General features: G+C 66.3%; 13 protein-coding genes. 10 read left to right on the top strand and 3 right to left on the bottom strand.

Annotated elements, in window-relative coordinates:
• Positions 1-7: 7 nt before the first annotated feature.
• The 3 genes from msrB to ACF8NF_RS21020 form a co-directional block, all read right to left on the bottom strand.
• A complete protein-coding gene (msrB, locus tag ACF8NF_RS21030; protein WP_034363982.1) occupies positions 8-421 on the bottom strand; it encodes a peptide-methionine (R)-S-oxide reductase MsrB in 414 nt (137 codons plus the stop codon).
• The gene (locus tag ACF8NF_RS21025; RefSeq protein ID WP_392451216.1) at positions 418-1,950 is read right to left on the bottom strand and encodes a YdiU family protein; all 1,533 of its coding nucleotides are present in this window, start codon (positions 1,948-1,950) and stop codon (positions 418-420) included. The genes msrB and ACF8NF_RS21025 overlap by 4 nt, the downstream gene beginning before the upstream one ends.
• Positions 1,951-2,019: 69 nt before the next feature.
• The gene (locus tag ACF8NF_RS21020) at positions 2,020-3,036 is read right to left on the bottom strand and encodes an AraC family transcriptional regulator (RefSeq protein WP_047327614.1); all 1,017 of its coding nucleotides are present in this window, start codon (positions 3,034-3,036) and stop codon (positions 2,020-2,022) included.
• 187 nt (positions 3,037-3,223) lie between these two features.
• On the opposite strand from ACF8NF_RS21020, the gene ACF8NF_RS21015 reads away from it, so the two are divergent.
• The 10 genes from ACF8NF_RS21015 to ACF8NF_RS20970 all read left to right on the top strand — a co-directional run bounded on the left by ACF8NF_RS21015 (position 3,224) and on the right by ACF8NF_RS20970 (position 17,668).
• Positions 3,224-4,936, top strand: coding sequence for a carboxylesterase family protein (locus tag ACF8NF_RS21015; RefSeq protein WP_313281359.1), 1,713 nt, complete (start codon positions 3,224-3,226; stop codon positions 4,934-4,936).
• A 90-nt stretch (positions 4,937-5,026) separates the two neighbouring features.
• Entirely contained in the window at positions 5,027-6,862 is a 1,836-nt protein-coding gene (locus ACF8NF_RS21010) for a CocE/NonD family hydrolase (RefSeq protein WP_392451215.1), read from the top strand.
• Positions 6,863-6,973: 111 nt separating this feature from the next.
• Entirely contained in the window at positions 6,974-8,611 is a 1,638-nt protein-coding gene (locus ACF8NF_RS21005; protein WP_046238371.1) for a 3-(methylthio)propionyl-CoA ligase, read from the top strand.
• Between the two features lie 170 nt (positions 8,612-8,781).
• Positions 8,782-10,017 carry a branched-chain amino acid ABC transporter substrate-binding protein gene (locus tag ACF8NF_RS21000; RefSeq protein ID WP_016452910.1) on the top strand — a complete coding sequence of 412 codons (1,236 nt, stop codon included), beginning with the start codon at positions 8,782-8,784 and terminating at the stop codon, positions 10,015-10,017.
• A 241-nt stretch (positions 10,018-10,258) separates the two neighbouring features.
• Positions 10,259-11,494, top strand: a complete 1,236-nt coding sequence (locus ACF8NF_RS20995) for a branched-chain amino acid ABC transporter substrate-binding protein (protein ID WP_043790376.1) — start codon at positions 10,259-10,261, stop codon at positions 11,492-11,494.
• Between the two features lie 52 nt (positions 11,495-11,546).
• Entirely contained in the window at positions 11,547-12,500 is a 954-nt protein-coding gene (locus ACF8NF_RS20990; protein WP_017405244.1) for a branched-chain amino acid ABC transporter permease, read from the top strand.
• A 4-nt stretch (positions 12,501-12,504) separates the two neighbouring features.
• Positions 12,505-13,869: a branched-chain amino acid ABC transporter permease gene (locus ACF8NF_RS20985; protein ID WP_017405243.1), complete on the top strand. Its 1,365-nt coding sequence runs from the start codon at positions 12,505-12,507 to the stop codon at positions 13,867-13,869.
• Positions 13,870-13,872: 3 nt separating this feature from the next.
• Positions 13,873-14,700, top strand: a complete 828-nt coding sequence (locus tag ACF8NF_RS20980) for an ABC transporter ATP-binding protein (protein ID WP_013802770.1) — start codon at positions 13,873-13,875, stop codon at positions 14,698-14,700.
• Positions 14,701-14,710: 10 nt separating this feature from the next.
• Positions 14,711-15,406, top strand: coding sequence for an ABC transporter ATP-binding protein (locus tag ACF8NF_RS20975; protein ID WP_016446753.1), 696 nt, complete (start codon positions 14,711-14,713; stop codon positions 15,404-15,406).
• Between the two features lie 150 nt (positions 15,407-15,556).
• Positions 15,557-17,668 carry a 3-hydroxyacyl-CoA dehydrogenase NAD-binding domain-containing protein gene (locus ACF8NF_RS20970; protein WP_392451214.1) on the top strand — a complete coding sequence of 704 codons (2,112 nt, stop codon included), beginning with the start codon at positions 15,557-15,559 and terminating at the stop codon, positions 17,666-17,668.
• Positions 17,669-17,688: the final 20 nt, after the last annotated feature.

Raw genomic sequence — 17,688 nt, 5'->3', positions numbered from 1 at the left:
CTGGGGCCTAGGCCTTGGGTGGCTCGAATTCCAGCGACGCGGAATTCATGCAGTAGCGCAGCCCTGTGTCGGAGGGACCATCGGGGAACACATGGCCGAGGTGGGCGCCGCACTGGCTGCAGACAGTCTCGGTGCGCACCATGCCATGGCTGCGGTCCACGATTTCGGTGATAGCGCCTGGGATGGCGCGGTCGAAGCTGGGCCAGCCGCAGCCGGCGTCGAACTTGCTATCGGAGTCGAACAGCTTGGCGCCGCAGCAGATGCAGTGGTAGCTGCCATCGGCCCAGAACTGCTCATAGCGGCCTGTGAAGGGGCGCTCGGTGGCCGCGTGGCGCGTCACCTGGAAGGCGGCGGGCTCGGCGCCCTTGGCCTGCAGCTCGGCCTGCCATTCCTGCTCGGTCTTGTGGATGGGAAAGCTCATGATGAACAGCTGATCTCGATGGAGGAAGCCCAGTCGGGCGGGAAGCCTGCCCATTCGGCATGCTCGGCGTGGGGTGCGAACGGGGTCTGCAGCACGGCCAGCAGCTGGCGCACCGCGGTGAAGTCGCCCGCCTTGGCTGCGCGGATGGTGATTTCTCCCAGGTGGTTGCGCAGCACGAAGCGCGGATTCGATTCTTGCATCAGCGCGGCCGCTGCCGTGCCATCCACGGTCGCAAGCTGCCGTACGTAGCCTGCCGCCCAGGCGTCGAAGGCGGGCCGGTCCAGCACCAGGTCGCGCACGGGCTCCAGGTCGGGCTCGGTGCCGCCGGCTGTGGCCACGGCATCGGTCAGGCGGCTGAAGAAGATGGTGTAGTCCACGGCGTTGTCGGCCATGAGCTGCAGCAGCGGGTTCACCAGGGCGGCAAAGCGCGCCTCGGCAGGCGGCGTGCCGGGAGCATCTTCGGGCAGGCCCAGCTTGCGCAGCATGAGAGAGCCATAGGCCTGCGGAAACACCTGCTTGTACGACTCCAGCGCCGCAATGGTCAGCTCCTCTTCGCCGATCAGCGGCAGCAGGGCCTGGCCCAGGCAGTACAGGTTCCAGTACGCGACCTGGGGCTGGCGGTTGAAGGCGTAGCGGCCCTGGGTGTCGCTGTGGTTGCAGATATGGCCGGGGTCGAAGGCATCGAGGAACTGGAAGGGACCGTAGTCGATGGTCAGTCCCAGGATGCTCATGTTGTCCGTGTTCATCACGCCATGGCAAAAGCCCACCGCCTGCCAGTGCGCCAGCAGCCGCGCCGTGCGCTCGCTCACGTCCTGCAGGAAGTTGGCGTAGGCGTTGCCGGCCAGTGCCTCGGCCGTGCGGCATTCGGGGTAATGGCGGTCGATCACGTAGTCGGCCAGCTGGCGCAGCGGCGCCATCTGGTCGCGCGCCGCAAAGTGCTCGAAGTGGCCAAAGCGTATGAAGCTGGGCGCCACGCGCGCCACCACGGCGGCGGTCTCGATCTCTTCGCGGCGGATGGGGGCGGGCGATCCGGTCACGCTCAGCGCGCGCGTGGTGGGAATGCCCAGGGCGTGCATGGCTTCGCTGCACAGGAATTCACGGATGGACGAACGCAGCACGGCGCGTCCGTCGCCCATGCGCGAGTAGGGCGTGCGGCCCGCGCCCTTGAGCTGGATTTCCTGGCCCGAGGCGGTCTCGCCCAGCAAGATGGCACGGCCGTCGCCGAGCTGGCCGGCCCAGACACCGAACTGGTGGCCGCTGTAGACGCTGGCCAGCGGATGGCTGCCGGGCAGCACGGTATTGCCGGTGAGCGCCTGCAGGGCCTCATCGCAGACCAGCCATTGCGGGTCCAGGCCCAGCAGCTCGGCGGTGCCGGTGCTGGTGGCGATCCAGTGCGGCTCGGGCAGCGGCGTGGGGCGCAGATGGGTGAAGAAGTCCGGGCCCAGGGCGGCGAAGCCGTCTTGCCAGGAGATGGGAGGGCGTGGGGAGGTCGCCGGAGCCCGGCCTTCGGCGGCAGCGTGCAGGTTCATGCGGGAATTGTCCCCCAGCGCCTATGCCCCGTGGGGCGCAAGGTTCATGCGCGCATTCACCGCATGCATTCACGCACGCAGTTGCTGCCGGTACTGGCCCGGCGGCATGCCGAACCATCGGCGGCAGGCGCGAAAGAGGTTGCTCTGGTCCACGAAGCCCAGCAGGTCGGCCACCTCGGCCAGGCTGTGGCGCGGCTCGCCCAGGTACTGCCGGGCCAGCTCGCGGCGGGTGTCATCCAGCAATTGCTGGTAGCTGGTGCTCTCGGCCTGCAGGCGGCGCTGCAAGGTACGGTCGGTCAGGCCCAGCACTGCGGCCACTTCCTCGCGGCGCGGCTCGCCCTGGGGCAGCAGGCGCGCAATCTCATGGCGCACGCGGGCACCCACGCCGGCCTGGCCCAGCTGGTCCAGCTCGGACTCGACCAGTTTTTCGTGCAGGGCCAGCAGTTCGGGGTTGTGCGTCGGGATGGGCGCGAGCAGGTCGTCTTGCGACAGCAGGAAGCGGTTGGCGCGCTCGCCAAAGCGCGGCAGCAGGCCGAAGGCCTGTCGGTAGCGGGCCTCGTGCAGGGGCGAGGGCGCCTGGGCCATGAATTCCACGGCCAGCGGCTGGACTTCGCGCCGCGTCAGCCAGCTGCACAGCACCAGCAGCGTGAGCACGGCGAACTCCACGCGCTGGCGCGGCACGGCGCGCGTGGCGCCGATGTGGTGTATGGACAGCCAGTGGCCGCGCGCATCGCGCTCCAGCGTGAAGGCGGTGGCGTCCGAGATCACGGCCATGTGGCGCTCTAGGTCACGAAAGCCCGCCAGCAGGTGCGGGCTCGAAGCCAGCGAGTAGCCCACCAGGTCGATGTTGCCGTGGCGCGCGGCCAGCTGCCGGTCCAGGCCCAGCGTGGGATTGGCCGACTGCGCCACTGCCAGCTCCCACAGCCGGCTCACGCGGTCCACATCGATGCGGGTCTGCGAATGCTGCAGTGCGGCAAGGTCGATGTTGGCCTCCTCACTCAGCCTTTCCACGGCCAGCCCCTCGGCGGCCATCATGTCCAGGATGCCCCGCACCCATGCGGCGGAGCTGCTGCGCTGCGTTGTCATGGCCGGGTTTTCCTGGGCCGTCCGGGGCGCCTTTTGCGTTCTGAAGTCACTTTTTTGGCTTGGTTGCGATAGCGGCGTGCGGGCGCGCTGTTCCTAGAATTTTTGCAGCGCGGCGAACGACTGCGCAGTGTGGCCCAAGGGCCGGGCACGGCCCATACGGGAAACCCCAAAATCATAGGAGACAAGCATGCGCACAGGACAGCGGTGGATGGCTGGCGGCATACGCCTGGCCGTGGCTTCAATGGCCTTGTGGCTCGGGGCCTGCGGCGGCTCGGGCGGCGGAGGTCCCGAACTGCGCGAGACGGCCTACGGCCCCTTGCGCGGCGTGGACGATGGCGCCGCCACGGGCACCTATTACTGGAAGGGCGTGCCCTTTGCCCAGGCGCCCGTGGGCGCGCTGCGCTGGCAGCCGCCGGCCGAGCCCAAGGCCTGGGAGGGCGTGCGCGAGGCGCGCCAGTTCGGCAATGCCTGCCTGCAGATCGGGCGCATGTACGGCCCGGGAGCCAACAACCGCTTCGACGACACCATTGCCTCCACCCTGGGCCAGCCCGTGGGCAGCGAGGACTGCCTGACGCTCAACATCTGGCGCCCGGCCAGCGGTGCCGAGAAGCTGCCGGTGCTGGTGTTCATCCACGGCGGCAGCGCCATCTCGGGCTATACGGCCGATCCGCTGTATGACGGCGCCGCCCTGGCACGCGCCGCCAATGCCGTGGTGGTGACGGCCAACTACCGGCTGGACATCCTGGGCTACATGCACATGCCGCAGATGCAGGCCGGCGCGCCGGCCACGGGCAACTTCGCGCTGCTGGACAACCTGCAGGCGCTGCGCTTTGTGCAGCGCAATATCGCGGGCTTTGGCGGTGATCCGGGCAATGTCACGCTCATGGGCCAGTCGGCGGGTGCCACCAATGTGCTGGCGCTGCTGGCGGCCGAGTCGGCGCGCGGCCTGTTCCACAGGCTGGTGCCCATCAGCGGCGGGCTGTCGCTGCCGTCCAACCTGCCGGCCGGCGTGCTGGCCACGCTCAAGCCGGCTTCGGCCTACGCCACCCAGTCCGCGCTGCTGCTGGCCCATCTGATGGTGGCCGATGGGCTGGCTGCCGATGTGGCGGCTGCGGCCACGGTGGCTGCCGGCTGGACACCGGCGCAGATTGCGGCCTACCTGCGCGGCAAGGATGCGCGCGTGCTGCTGCAGACCCTGGTGGCCAAGGGCCTGACGGGCGCGGGGCCGATTCCCGACGGCCTGCTGCTGCCCACCGATCCCATGGCCGCGCTGGCTGCGGGCCAATACAACCGCATGCCCGTGATGGCCGGCTACACGGCCGAGGAGGGCAAGCTGTTCGCGCCCCTGCTGGCTGCGCTGGGCGGCAAGCCGGGCTTCAGGATCGATGATGCGGCGCGCTTTCGCATGATGCAGTCCTTCGACGCGCAGTCGCCCAACGCGCCGGGCCTGGCCGACATCATCGATGCCGCCTACCTGCCCGTCGATACGCCGGTCACCGGCTACAACGCCCGCATGGCGCAATTGACCCATCTGTTCGCCGATCCCAGCCGCGACCAGTTGCTCAATACGCTGCGCACGCGGCAGGCCGAGGTCTGGAGCTACCGCTTCGACTGGGCGCGCCAGCCCGCGCCCTGGAACACGGTCTACGGTGCGGCCCATGCGTTCGATCTGCCGTTTCTCTTCGGCAACTTCGGGCCATCCGTGTTCTCCCGCGTGACCAACAGCACGGCCAATGCACCGGGGCGGCTGGCGCTGTCGAACGCCATGATGGCCAGCCTCAAGGCCTTCATGCAGACGGGCGACCCGCAGAACGCGGCCCTGGGCCAGACATGGAAGCCCTGGCCGTCCAGCCTGGTCTTCGACGCCGAACTGGGCGCGACCAGCATCCGGCTGCAGTGAGCGATCAGGTGAGCGAGTAGATGAGCGAGCAGGGGCTTGCCGCGGCAAGCCCCGAGAGATAGCCAACAACAACGAAGGAGACAGGTACCCATGACAGCCAAGACCGTTTTCACACAGGCCTGGCGCTGGCCGCTGGCGGGGGCCATTGCCGCCGCCGCCGTGGGCCTGGCCGCCTGCGGAGGGGGATCGTCCGGCATGCCCGCGCCCATGGGGCCGGGCCAGCAATCGGGCTACATCACCCTGCCGGACGGCAGCAGGATGCGCTACTCGCTGCTGCTGCCCGAGGGACAGGGTCCGTTCCCGCTGCTGGTCGAGTACGACGGCTATATCTCGGGCTCGTACCCCAACATCAGCAGTCCCTGGACCAAGGAAGGCTATGCGGTCATGGGGCTGAACGTGCCGGGCACGGGCTGCTCCACGGGGGATGACAAGGTGTTTGACGCCAGCGTAGGTGCGGCCGGAGCCTTCGCCATCGAGTGGGCCGGGCGGCAGGCCTGGTCCAACGGCCGCATCGGCATGATCGGCTACTCGTACTCGGGCTACAACCAGCTGTGGGTGGCGGCGCACCGACCCGAGGGGCTGATGGCCATCACGCCCAGCAAGAATGTGGGCGATCCCTACCGCGACGTGGGCTATCCGGGCGGCATTGCCAACATCGGCTTTCCGGCGCAGTGGTGGAACGGCTTCCCGCGCATCTGGCGCACGGCCGCCGACCTGGCGGCGAAGAACGGCGGCGACACGGAATGCGCCAAGACCGTGGCCGACAACATCGAGAAGATCAAGCGGCCCGAGCTGGACCTCATCAAGTGGCTGGACAACCCCTATGCCGATGGCCTGTACCTGGAGCGCAGCGCCATGCTGCAAAGCGGCAAGATCAATATCCCCACGCTGGGCACGCAGTCCTGGCAGGACGAGCAGATCGGCCCGCGCTCGGGCTACTACGAGGACACCATTGCGCCCGACAGGATGTGGCTGGTCAGCTCCAACGGCGACCACCACACGAACATCACCTCGGACCATATCGACCAGACGCTGAAGCGCTTCCTGGCGCGCTTCGTCAAGGGCGAGGACAACGGCTTCGACAAGGAGCCGCGCGTGCGCCTGCTGCAGGAGATGCAGACCACGGACGCCAAGGCCCCCAATGGCGGCGCCAAGCTCATGCCCACGGGCGAGGCACGGTTTGACCGGCTGCCTGTCCAGGTCAAGCCCCTGCGCCTGTGGATGCAGCCCGGCCAGGCCCTGGGCGACAGCGCACCCACCTCAGGCACGGCTTCGTCCAGCTACCGCTATCCGGCCCTGAGTCCGCAGGTGAACAACCCGGCGGCCGAAGGCTGGCCCGCCGTGCCCGCGTCGGAAAAGGATGGCCAGCTGGTCTTCACCACGGCAGCCCTGCCGCAGGACCTGAGCTTCTATGGCGAAGGCTCGGCCGACCTGTGGCTCAGCGCCACGGCCGCCAACACCGACATCCAGGTCACCGTGTCCGAGGTGAGGCCGGACGGGCAGGAGATGTTCGTGCAGCGTGGCTGGCTGCGTGCGTCCAAGCGTGCCCTGGACACGGCGCGCTCCACGACGCTGAGGCCGTGGGGCGCGTTCACGCGGGACAAGGACGTGCCCATGGTGTCGGGCAAGCCCGAACTGTTGCGCGTAGAGATCCAGAAATTCGCGCATGTGTTTCGCGCCGGCTCAAGCATTCGCGTGACAGTGGATTCGCCATCGCAGACCGGATACTGGATCTTCGGCAACGACAAGACGCCGTCCACGAACACGCTGTGGCATGACGCAGCGCATGCCTCCAGCATCGTCCTAGGGTATATCCCATACGAGCATGCGAAGACGCTGCCGAGTTGCGACAAGACAATGCGTCAACCATGCCGGAAAAACGATGCGCCTGTCCCTGCGGGGATCGGACCCAGGGCGCCGGCCTGAGCCACCCTCCATGCGGGCTGCGGCATCGCGCACCAGGGCCTTGGCCTTGCGCGAATCCGCGGTCCGCAGTTCACGACGTTCACGAAGTTCAATCACCTTAGGAGCCTATAGATGCTGGGTCTGATGCAAAGCCAACCACTGTTGATCTCGTCGCTGATCGATTTCGCCGACCGCCACCATGGCGATGCGCAGATCGTCTCGCGCAGGGTGGAGGGCGATATCCATCGCTATACGTACCGCGACCTGGCACGGCGCTCGCGCCAGCTGGCGAACACGCTGGACGGCCTGGGCCTGCAGCCTGGCGACCGCGTGGCGTCGCTGGCCTGGAACGGCTACCGCCACATGGAGATGTACTTCGGCGTCAGCGGCTCGGGCCGCGTGCTGCACACGGTCAATCCTCGCCTGCACCCCGACCAGGTGGCGTGGATCATCAACCACGCGGAAGACCGCGTCATGTGCTTTGACCTGACCTTCCTGCCCATCATCCAGGCCGTGCATGCCAAGTGCCCCACGGTGCGCCAGTGGGTGGCGCTGTGCGATGCGGACCGCCTGCCTGCAGACAGCGGCGTTCCGGGCCTGGTCAGCTACGAGGCCTGGATTGCCGGCCAGTCCGACCAGTACCAGTGGCCCGAATTCGACGAGAACACGGCCTCCAGCATGTGCTACACCAGCGGCACCACGGGCAACCCGAAGGCGGTGCTCTACAGCCACCGTTCCACCACGCTGCACGCCTACGCGGCCGCGCTGCCCGATGTGATGTGCATATCGGCGCGTGACTCGGTGCTGCCCGTCGTGCCCATGTTCCACGTCAACGCCTGGGGCATTCCCTACTCGGCCGCGCTCACGGGCTGCAAGCTGGTGTTCCCCGGCCCGGCGCTGGACGGCAAGTCGCTGTACGAGCTGATCGAGGCCGAGGGCGTCACCTACGCGGCCGGCGTGCCCACGGTCTGGCAGATGCTGCTGGGCCACATCAGGCCGGGCGGCCTGCGGTTTTCCACGCTCAAGCGCACGGTCATCGGCGGCTCCGCCTGCCCGCCGGCCATGATCACGGCCTTCCAGGACGAGTTCGGCGTGGAGGTGCTGCATGCCTGGGGCATGACCGAGATGAGCCCGCTGGGCACGCTGTGCACGCTCAAGAACAAGCAGCTGCAGCTGCCCAAGGACGAGCAGATGAAGATCCTGCAAAAGCAGGGCCGCGCCATCTACGGCGTGGACATGCGCATCGTGGGCAGCGATGGAACGGACCAGCCCTGGGACGGCAAGAGCTACGGCGACCTGCTGGTGCGCGGCCCCTGGATCGTGGACAGCTACTTCAAGGGCGAGAGCCCGCTGGTCAAGGACGCGCAGGGCCGCGGCTGGTTCCCCACGGGTGACGTGGCCACCATCGACCCGGACGGCTTCATGCAGATCACCGACCGCAGCAAGGACGTGATCAAGTCCGGCGGCGAATGGATCAGCTCCATCGACATCGAGAACATCGCCATGGCCCATCCGGCCGTGGCCATGGCCGCCTGCATCGGCATGCCACATCCCAAGTGGGACGAGCGCCCCATCGTCGCCGTGGCGAAGAGGCCCGGTGCCGAGGTCACGCGCGAGGAACTGCTCAAGTTCTACGAGGGCAAGACCGCCAAGTGGCAGATCCCCGACGACGTGGTCTTCGTCGATGCCATTCCGCTGGGCGCCACCGGAAAAATGCTCAAGACCCGGTTGCGCGAGCAACTGGCCGGCTATCGGCTGCCGGGGCTGTGAGCCGCTGCGGGCCAGCCGCCGTGCCAGGGCATGCGGGGGCATGTGCTGATAGGGGCGGCCGGTCCGAGTCTCGTCGGCGATAGCCGCTAGGGGCAATCACCGATCGGTGCGGGGCAAGGGGACCATTACCCTGAGCCTCGCCCAGAAACCACCACAAGAGGAGACGCTTCATGAAGTTTGCGATCAAGGCATTGACGGCATCCCTGGCCCTGGCTTGCGCCACGGGCGCCATGGCCCAGAAGGGCGAGACGGTGAAGGTTGCGTGGATCGACCCGCTGTCCGGCCTCATGGCCGCGCTGGGTTCCAACCAGCTCAAGAGCCTGCAGTACATCGCCGAGGAGCTCAACAAGGGCACGGCCTCGGGCGTGAAGTTCGAGATCATCGGCATCGACAACAAACTCAGCCCGCAGGAAACCACGGCAGCCCTGCGCTCGGCCATGGACCAGGGCGTGCGCTACGTCTTCCAGGGCAACGGCTCGGGCCCGGCCCTGGCCATCATGGATGCGCTGGAAAAGCACAACGCGCGCAACAAGGGCAAGGAAGTCGTCTACCTGAACTATGCGGCGGTGGACCCGGACCTGACCAACAGCAAGTGCAGCTACTGGCACTTCCGCCTGGATGCGGACACCTCCATGAAGATGGAGGCCCTGACCACGTACATGAAGGACGTGCCCGAGGTCAAGAAGGTCTACCTGATCAACCAGAACTACTCGCATGGCCAGCAGGTCTCCAAGTACGCCAAGGAGATGCTCAAGCGCAAGCGCCCCGATGTGGAGATCGTGGGCGACGACTTCTCGCCGCTGGCCCAGGTGCGCGACTTCGCCCCCTACATCGCCAAGATCAAGCAATCGGGCGCCGACTCGGTGATCACGGGCAACTGGGGCTCGGACCTGGCGCTGCTGATCAAGGCCGCCAGCGACGCGGGCCTGAACAACGTCAAGTTCTATACCTACTACGCCATTGCCACGGGCGCGCCCACGGCCATGGGCGCGGCCGCCGCCGACAAGGTCTACATGGTGGGCTACGGCCACCTGAACCTGCCCGGCCCGCTGGACCGCATCACCAAGGGCTACAAGGCCAAGTTCAACGACGACATGTACACGGGCTCGCTGTACTCGGGCCTGACCATGCTGGACCAGGCCTTCCTGCGCGCCAAGACCACGGACCCGGCCAAGGTGGCGGCCACCATGGAGGGCATGAAGTTCAACAGCCTCAACGGCGAAGTCGAGATGCGCAAGACCGACCACCAGCTGCAGCAGGGCCTGTTCATCTCGCGCTGGGAAAAGGCCGGCGGCAAGTACCCGATGGACTCGGAGAACACCGGCTACACCTTTGTGCCCGTGAAATATTACGAGCCCTATGTGGCCAGTACCCCCACCTCATGTCAGATGAAGCGTCCTTCATGACGCCCAGGCAGGCAGGCTGACTTCGCAAGGGGCGCGAGGCGCCCCTTTCTTTTGCCTGAAATCGGTCAAAACACGGGTTCATGGGCTGATCGATGACGATCTGTCGCCAATGTGTCCCGGACTGCGGCGAAGTCGCATGCGCGATAGTTTCTAAGGCATTCCCCGAAGGGAAATTGTCATTCAGGCGTTAGTCTGGCGCCAATACAGATATCCGAATCAACCGGAAAAAGGAGACAGAAAAATGAAGTGGATCGTGCATTCGGTGGCCGCCTCGGCCATGCTGGCCTGTGCCTCGGGCGCCTGGGCGCAAAAGGGCGAGACGGTGAAGATCGGCTGGATCGACCCGCTGTCGGGCCTGATGGCCGCCGTGGGCACGAACCAGCTCAAGACCTTCCAGCTGATGGCCGAGGAGTTCAACAAGAAAAATGCTTCGGGCGTGAAGTTCGAGATCATCCCGCTGGACAACAAGCTCAGCCCGCAGGAGACCACGGCCGTGCTGCGCTCGGCCATGGACCAGGGCGCACGCTACGTGGTGCAGGGCAACGGCTCGGGCCCGGCCCTGGCCATCATGGACGCACTGGAAAAGCACAACGCGCGCAACAAGGGCAAGGAAGTCGTCTACCTGAACTATGCGGCGGTGGACCCGGACCTGACCAACAGCAAGTGCAGCTACTGGCACTTCCGCCTGGATGCGGACACCTCCATGAAGATGGAAGCGCTGACGACCTATATGAAGGACGTGCCCGAGGTCAAGAAGGTCTACCTGATCAACCAGAACTACTCGCACGGCCAGCAGGTCTCCAAGTACGCCAAGGAAATGCTCAAGGCCAAGCGGCCCGACGTGCAGGTGGTGGGCGATGACTTCGCGCCGCTGGCCCAGGTGCGCGACTTCGCACCCTACATCGCCAAGATCAAGCAATCGGGCGCCGACACGGTGATCACGGGCAACTGGGGCTCTGACCTGTCGCTGCTGCTCAAGGCGGCCAATGACGCGGGCCTGAACAACGTCAAGTTCTACACCTACTACGCCTTCGGCTCGGGCTCGCCCACGGCCATGGGCGCGGCGTCCGACGGCAAGGTCTACACCGTGGGCTACGGCCACTACAACATGGGGGGGGCCATCCAGCCGCTGATGGCCGAGTTCAAGAAGAAGATGAACGACGACCTCACGCAAAGCTCGATCTACCACGTGTTCGCGCTGCTGGATGCGGCCTTTGCCAAGACCGGCGGCACCGACCCCGTCAAGGTGGCAGCCGCGCTGGAGGGCATGAAGCTCAAGAGCTTCAACGGCGAAGTGGAGATGCGCAAGACCGACCACCAGCTGCAGCAGGGCCTGTACATCACGCGCTGGGAAAAGGCCGGCGGCAAGAACCCCTATGACGCCGAGAACACGGGCTACACCTTCGCCCCGGTGAAGTACTACGAGCCCTACGTGGCCAGCACGCCCACGTCCTGCCAGATGAAGCGCCCGTCCTGAGACCGGCACGCACCGCTTCCTGTCCCCAACGCACCGAAACCAAGGCCTTTCGATGACGCTTGAGTTCTTCACCATATCGCTGCTCAACGGCGTGAGCTATGGACTGCTGCTGTTCATGCTCAGCTCGGGGCTGACGCTGATCTTCAGCATGATGGGCGTGCTCAACTTCGCCCACACCAGCTTCTACATGCTGGGCGCGTACTTCGGATACACGCTCAGCGGCATCATCGGCTTCTGGGGCGCGCTGTTCGTCGCGCCCCTGCTGGTGGGCGCGCTGGGCGCCATGTTCGAGCGCTACAGCCTGCGCCGCGTGCACAAGTACGGCCATGTGCCAGAACTGCTCGTGACCTTCGGCCTGTCCTACCTCATCCTCGAGGTGGTGCAGCTGGTCTGGGGCCGGGGCACCGTGCCCTACGGCCTGCCGCCCGCGCTGCAGGGCCCGCTGTTCACGCTGTACGGCACGCAGTTCCCGCGCTCGCGCTCCTTCGTGATGCTGGTGGCAATGCTGATGCTGGTGGCCGTCTGGCTGCTGCTGACGCGCACGCGCATCGGCCTGGTCATCCAGGCCGCGCTCAAGAACCCCGAGATGGTGGAGGCGCTGGGCCACAACGTGCCGCGCGTGTTCATGATGGTGTTCGGCGGCGGCTGCGCGCTGGCGGGGCTGGCCGGCGTCATCGGCGGCAACACCTATGTGACCGAGCCGGCCATGGCCATGTCGGTCGGCTCCATCATCTTCGTGGTGGTGGTGGTCGGCGGCATGGGCTCGCTGGCGGGGGCCTTCGTGGCCTCGCTGCTGATCGGCGTCGTGCAGACCTTTGCCGTGGCCATCGACTGGTCGCTGGCCAGCCTGCTGACCTCGCTGGGCAGCCCGGTCGGCGAACAGACCTTCGGCTGGCCGCTGCTCAAGCTCACCATTTCCCAGGTCGCGCCCATCCTGCCCTACCTGTTCCTGGTGCTGATCCTCATCTTCCGGCCCAAGGGCCTCCTGGGCACGCGGGGAGATTGACACCATGTCCTCGATCACCAAAACGACCATGACATCCACTGCCGCAAAAGGCGCTTCGGGCGCTTCAGGGGCTGCGGGCGCGGGGCGCCACTACAGCTTCCAGCCGCTCAACATCGGCCGCATCCTGATCTGGGGCGCCTTCGCCCTGGCGCTGATCGTCGCGCCGCTGGTGTTCACCAGCAGCCTGGCGCTGACCATGCTCAGCCAGATCGGCTATCTCATCATCATCTGCCTGTCCTACAACATCCTGCTGGGGCAGGGCGGCATGCTGAGCTTCGGCCATGCGGTCTACACGGGGCTGGGCTCGTTCATCGCCATCCATGCGATGAACCGGGCCAGCTCCGGCGACTGGGGCATTCCGCTGGTGCTGATTCCCGTCATCGGCGGCCTGGGCGGCATGTTCTTCGCGGCCCTGCTGGGCTATGTGACCACCAAGAAGTCGGGCACCACCTTCGCCATGATCACCATGGGCATCGGCGAGCTGGTGGCGTCCATGGCGCTGATGTTCCCCGAGTTCTTCGGGGGCGAGGGCGGCATCACCACCGACCGCGTCTACGGCAAGCCCTTCTTCGGGCTGACCTTCGGCTCGGGCATGGAGGTGTACTACCTGATCGCCGCCTACTGCTTCGTCTGCACGGCCGCCATGTTCGCCTTCACGGGCACGCCGCTGGGGCGCATGCTCAACGCCGTGCGCGACAACCCCGAGCGCGTGGAGTTCGTGGGCTACAACACGCAGCGCGTGCGCTACTTCGCCTTCATCATCGCGGGCTTCTTCGCGGGCGTGGGCGGAGGGCTTGCGGCCATCAACTTCGAGATCATCACGGCCATGGACAGCGTGAGCGTCATGCGCTCGGGCTCGTACCTGCTGTTCACCTTCCTGGGCGGCGCCACCTTCTTCTTCGGACCCATCATCGGCGCCGTGCTGCTGGTGCTGGCCTCGGTGCTGCTGTCGGAGCTGACCAAGGCCTGGCTGCTGTACCTGGGTCTGGTGTTCCTGCTGATGGTGATGTATGCGCCCGGTGGCGTTGCCAGCCTGATCATGATGAACCTGCGCGTGGCGCGCTTCGGCAAGTGGCGCCGGCTGGCCCAGCCCTACCTGGCCATCGCCGCCAGCGCCCTGGTCATGATCGTGGGCGGCGCCGCCATCGTCGAGATGATCTACCACCTGCAGCTCAACGCGGCCCTGGGTTCCCAGGTCTCGTTCATGGGCGTGCAGCTCGATACCAGCTCGGCCTCCACCTGGACCGTGGCCGTTGCCGTCTTCGTCGTGGGCCTGGGCCTGCTGGAAGTGGCCCGGCGCTGGTGCCTGCGGCGCTGGGAGCGTATCCAGGAAGAGATCGAAGAAGCCATCAAGCGCGGGGAGGGCTGAACCATGTCCAGCATTGCAATCGAACGACCAGGCACTGCCGCCGCTGCCGCGACCGGCGAGGCCACCTACGCGCTGGAGCTGCGCGACCTGTACAAGCGCTTCGGCAAGGCCGAGATCATCCGCGGCGCCCAACTGGCCGTAAAGCCCGGCGAGCGCGTGGCCATCATCGGCCCCAACGGCGCGGGCAAGAGCACGCTGTTCAACCTGATCAGCGGCCGCTTCGAGCCCACCAGCGGCCAGGTGCTGCTCAACGGCCAGCGCATCGACGGCAAGAAACCCTATGAAATCAACCGCATGGGGCTGTCGCGCAGTTTCCAGATCACCAACATCTTTCCCAAGCTCAGCGTGTTCGAGAACCTGCGCTGCAGCGTGCTGTGGAGCCTGGGCTACCGCTACAGCTGCTGGCGCTTCCTGTCCAAGCTGCGCGATGCCAACGCCCGCGCCGATGAGCTGATGGAGATGATCGGCCTGCACAGAAAGCGCGACACGCTGGCGGTGAACCTGACCTATGCCGAACAGCGCGCGCTGGAGATCGGCATCACCATCGGCGGCGGCGCCGGCGTCATCCTGCTGGACGAACCCACGGCCGGCATGAGCAACAGCGAAACGGCCCACTTCATCCAGCTGATCAAGAAGGTCACCGAAGGCAAGACGCTGCTGACCGTGGAGCACGACATGGGCGTGGTCTTCGGCCTGGCCGACAAGATCGCCGTCGTGGTCTACGGCGAAGTCATCGCCTACGACACGCCCGAGGCCGTGCGTGCCAATCCACGCGTGCAGGAGGCCTATCTGGGCTCGTCCGTGGCGGATCAACAAGCTGGTGCACATTGAGGGAGCGCGGATGCTGAACATCAACAACCTGCATGCCTACTACGGCAAAAGCCATGTGCTGCATGGCGTGGAATTTTCCGTACAGCCCGGCGAGATCGTCGCGCTGCTGGGGCGCAATGGCTCGGGCCGCTCCACCACGGCCAAGGCCATCATGGGACTGGTGCACTGGGAGGGCGCGCTGGAGTGGAAGGGCCAGAGCCTGACTGGCAGAAAGGCCTACGAGATCGCTCACCTGGGCCTGGGCTACGTGCCCGAGAGCCGCGACGTGTTCCCCAATCTCACCGTGCACCAGAACCTGCTGCTGGGACAGAAGGGAAAGGGCCGGGACAGCCGCTGGGGCTTCGACGACATGTACGCCATGTTCCCGCGCCTGAAGGAGCGCCAGCACACCGAGGCCGGCGTGATGTCGGGCGGCGAGCAGCAGATGCTGACCTTGTGCCGCACGCTGATGGGCGACCCGGACCTGATCATCATCGACGAGCCCACCGAGGGCCTGGCTCCCAAGATCGTCGAGCTGGTGGGCGAGTACCTGCAAAAGATCAAGCAGCGCGGCGTGTCCGTGCTGCTGATCGAGCAAAAGCTCACCATTGCCATGAGTATCTCGGACCGGGCCCTGGTCATGGGTCATGGGCGCATCGTCTTCGACGGCACGCCCGACGGGCTGCGCGCCGATCAGAAGGTGCGCAAGGAGTGGCTGGAGGTCTGATGCCGTACAAGGCTGGGCCTGCTGCCCGGCAGGCGGCCCGGGCCACGGCGCTTGTCCCGCTTGGGACAAACCGCAGTGGCGCCGGCCCGCGTTTTTTTTACAATCAAAATCGCACGATCGTTCTTTTTCTATCGCATAGGGGACAACAGCATGACTGCTGAATACAAAGTGGACGGTGCCATCGCCGTCATCACCTTGAACAATCCGCCGGTCAACGGCCTGGGACTATCCACGCGGCGGGGCATCGTCGAGGGGCTGGACAAGGCCTATTCCGACCCGGCCGTCAAGGCCATCGTCATCACGGGTGCCGGCAAGGCTTTTTCGGGCGGTGCCGATATCAACGAGTTCGGCAAGGAAGAGGCGTATCGCGAGCCGCACCTGGTCTCGCTGATCAACTCCCTGGACCAGGGCAGCAAGCCCGTGGTGGCCGCCATCCATACCGTCTGCATGGGCGGCGGGCTGGAGCTGGCGCTGGGCTGCAACTACCGCGTGGCCGCTCCCGGCACCCTGGTGGCCCTGCCTGAAGTCAAGCTGGGCCTGCTGCCCGGTGCAGGCGGCACGCAGCGCCTGCCGCGCGTGCTGGGCGTGGAGACCGCGCTGAACATGATCGTCAGCGGCGAACCCGTCAAGAGCGAGCTGCTGGCCTCCATCCCCGGCCAGAAGCTGTTCGACAAGATGGCCGCCTCGCCCGAGTCCCTGCTGGACGAGGCCAAGGCCTTTGCGTTGGAAGTGGCCGACAAGCACGCGGCGGGTGCCCAGCTGCCGCGCGTGCGCGACCTGCCTTGCAAGCATCCCCAGGGCGATGCCTACTTCCAGTTCGCACGCAACATGGTCAAGGGCATGGCCAAGAACTACCCGGCCCCGGCCCGCTGCGTGGACACGGTGGAGAACGCCGCGCGCAAGAAGTTCGACGAAGGCATTGCTCTGGAGCGCGAAGCCTTCATGCAACTGATGTGGTCGCCCGAGTCGCGCGCACTGCGCCACCTGTTCATGGCCGAGCGCGCGGCCTCCAAGATCGCCGACGTGCCCTCGGACACGCCAGTGCGCGACATCAAGACCGTGGGCGTCATCGGTGCCGGCACCATGGGCGGCGGCATCTCCATGAACTTCCTGAACGCGGGCATCCCCGTGACCATTCTGGAGACCAAGCAGGAAGCGCTGGACCGTGGCGTGGCCACCATCCGCAAGAACTACGAAGCCCAGGTCAAGAAGGGCAAGCTCACCCAGGAAAAGTACGACCAGCGCATGGCCCTGCTGAGCACCACGCTGTCGTATGACGCGCTCAAGAACGCCGACCTCATCATCGAGGCCGTGTTCGAGGAGTTGGGCGTCAAGGAAACCGTGTTCAAGCAGCTGGACGAAGTGGCCAAGCCCGGCGCCATCCTGGCCTCCAACACCTCCACGCTGGATGTGGACAAGATCGCCGCCTTCACCAAGCGCCCGCAGGACGTGGTGGGCATGCACTTCTTCAGCCCCGCCAACGTGATGAAGCTGCTGGAAGTGGTGCGCGGCAAGCACACCGCCAAGGACGTGCTGGCCACCGTGATGAAGCTGGCCAAGAAGATCAAGAAGACCGCCGTGGTCTCGGGCGTGTGCGACGGCTTCATCGGCAACCGCATGATCGAGCAGTACTCGCGCCAGGCCGGATTCCTGCTGGACGAAGGCGCCACGCCCGCCCAGGTGGACAAGGCCATCGAGAAGTTCGGCTTCGCCATGGGCCCGTTCCGCATGGGCGATCTGGCCGGCAACGACATCGGCTGGGCCATCCGCAAGCGCCGCGCCGTCGAGCGCGCCGACATGAAGTACAGCCGCACGGCCGACAAGCTGTGCGAGCTGGGCCGCTTCGGCCAGAAGACCGGTGCGGGCTGGTACGACTACCAGGCGGGCAAGCGCGAGGCCATCCCGTCCGAGCTGGTCAACCAGATGATCGAGTCGCATCGCAAGGAGCTGGGCATCACCCCGCGCAAGATCTCCGATGAGGAAATCGTCCAGCGCCTGGTCTTCGCCCTGGTCAACGAAGGCGCCCACATCCTGGAAGACGGCATCGCCGGCAAGTCGGGCGATATCGACATGGTCTACCTCACCGGCTATGGCTTCCCCATCTGGCGCGGCGGCCCCATGCACTACGCGGGCGAGGTCGGGCTGTTCAACGTGGTCCAGGCCATGAACCGCTTTGCCAAGAACCCCAACGACGACGCCGATTTCTGGCAGCCGGCCCCGCTGCTGGCGAAGCTGGCGGCCGAAGGCAAGCAATTCAGCTGAGACGTGCGGCGCACGAACTC

The organism is Delftia sp. WSY_22, from assembly GCF_043104185.1.
Lineage (GTDB): Bacteria > Pseudomonadota > Gammaproteobacteria > Burkholderiales > Burkholderiaceae_C > Comamonas > Comamonas tsuruhatensis.
This window is presented reverse-complemented; position numbering and strand designations above follow the sequence as displayed.

Bases quoted from the DNA above. Each gene is read 5' to 3' on its own strand.
- msrB (WP_034363982.1), bottom strand. From the start codon at position 421: ATGAGCTTTCCCATCCACAAGACCGAGCAGGAATGGCAGGCCGAGCTG.
- ACF8NF_RS21025 (WP_392451216.1), bottom strand. From the start codon at position 1,950: ATGAACCTGCACGCTGCCGCCGAAGGCCGGGCTCCGGCGACCTCCCCA.
- ACF8NF_RS21020 (WP_047327614.1), bottom strand. From the start codon at position 3,036: ATGACAACGCAGCGCAGCAGCTCCGCCGCATGGGTGCGGGGCATCCTG.
- ACF8NF_RS21015 (WP_313281359.1), top strand. From the start codon at position 3,224: ATGCGCACAGGACAGCGGTGGATGGCTGGCGGCATACGCCTGGCCGTG.
- ACF8NF_RS21010 (WP_392451215.1), top strand. From the start codon at position 5,027: ATGACAGCCAAGACCGTTTTCACACAGGCCTGGCGCTGGCCGCTGGCG.
- ACF8NF_RS21005 (WP_046238371.1), top strand. From the start codon at position 6,974: ATGCTGGGTCTGATGCAAAGCCAACCACTGTTGATCTCGTCGCTGATC.
- ACF8NF_RS21000 (WP_016452910.1), top strand. From the start codon at position 8,782: ATGAAGTTTGCGATCAAGGCATTGACGGCATCCCTGGCCCTGGCTTGC.
- ACF8NF_RS20995 (WP_043790376.1), top strand. From the start codon at position 10,259: ATGAAGTGGATCGTGCATTCGGTGGCCGCCTCGGCCATGCTGGCCTGT.
- ACF8NF_RS20990 (WP_017405244.1), top strand. From the start codon at position 11,547: ATGACGCTTGAGTTCTTCACCATATCGCTGCTCAACGGCGTGAGCTAT.
- ACF8NF_RS20985 (WP_017405243.1), top strand. From the start codon at position 12,505: ATGTCCTCGATCACCAAAACGACCATGACATCCACTGCCGCAAAAGGC.
- ACF8NF_RS20980 (WP_013802770.1), top strand. From the start codon at position 13,873: ATGTCCAGCATTGCAATCGAACGACCAGGCACTGCCGCCGCTGCCGCG.
- ACF8NF_RS20975 (WP_016446753.1), top strand. From the start codon at position 14,711: ATGCTGAACATCAACAACCTGCATGCCTACTACGGCAAAAGCCATGTG.
- ACF8NF_RS20970 (WP_392451214.1), top strand. From the start codon at position 15,557: ATGACTGCTGAATACAAAGTGGACGGTGCCATCGCCGTCATCACCTTG.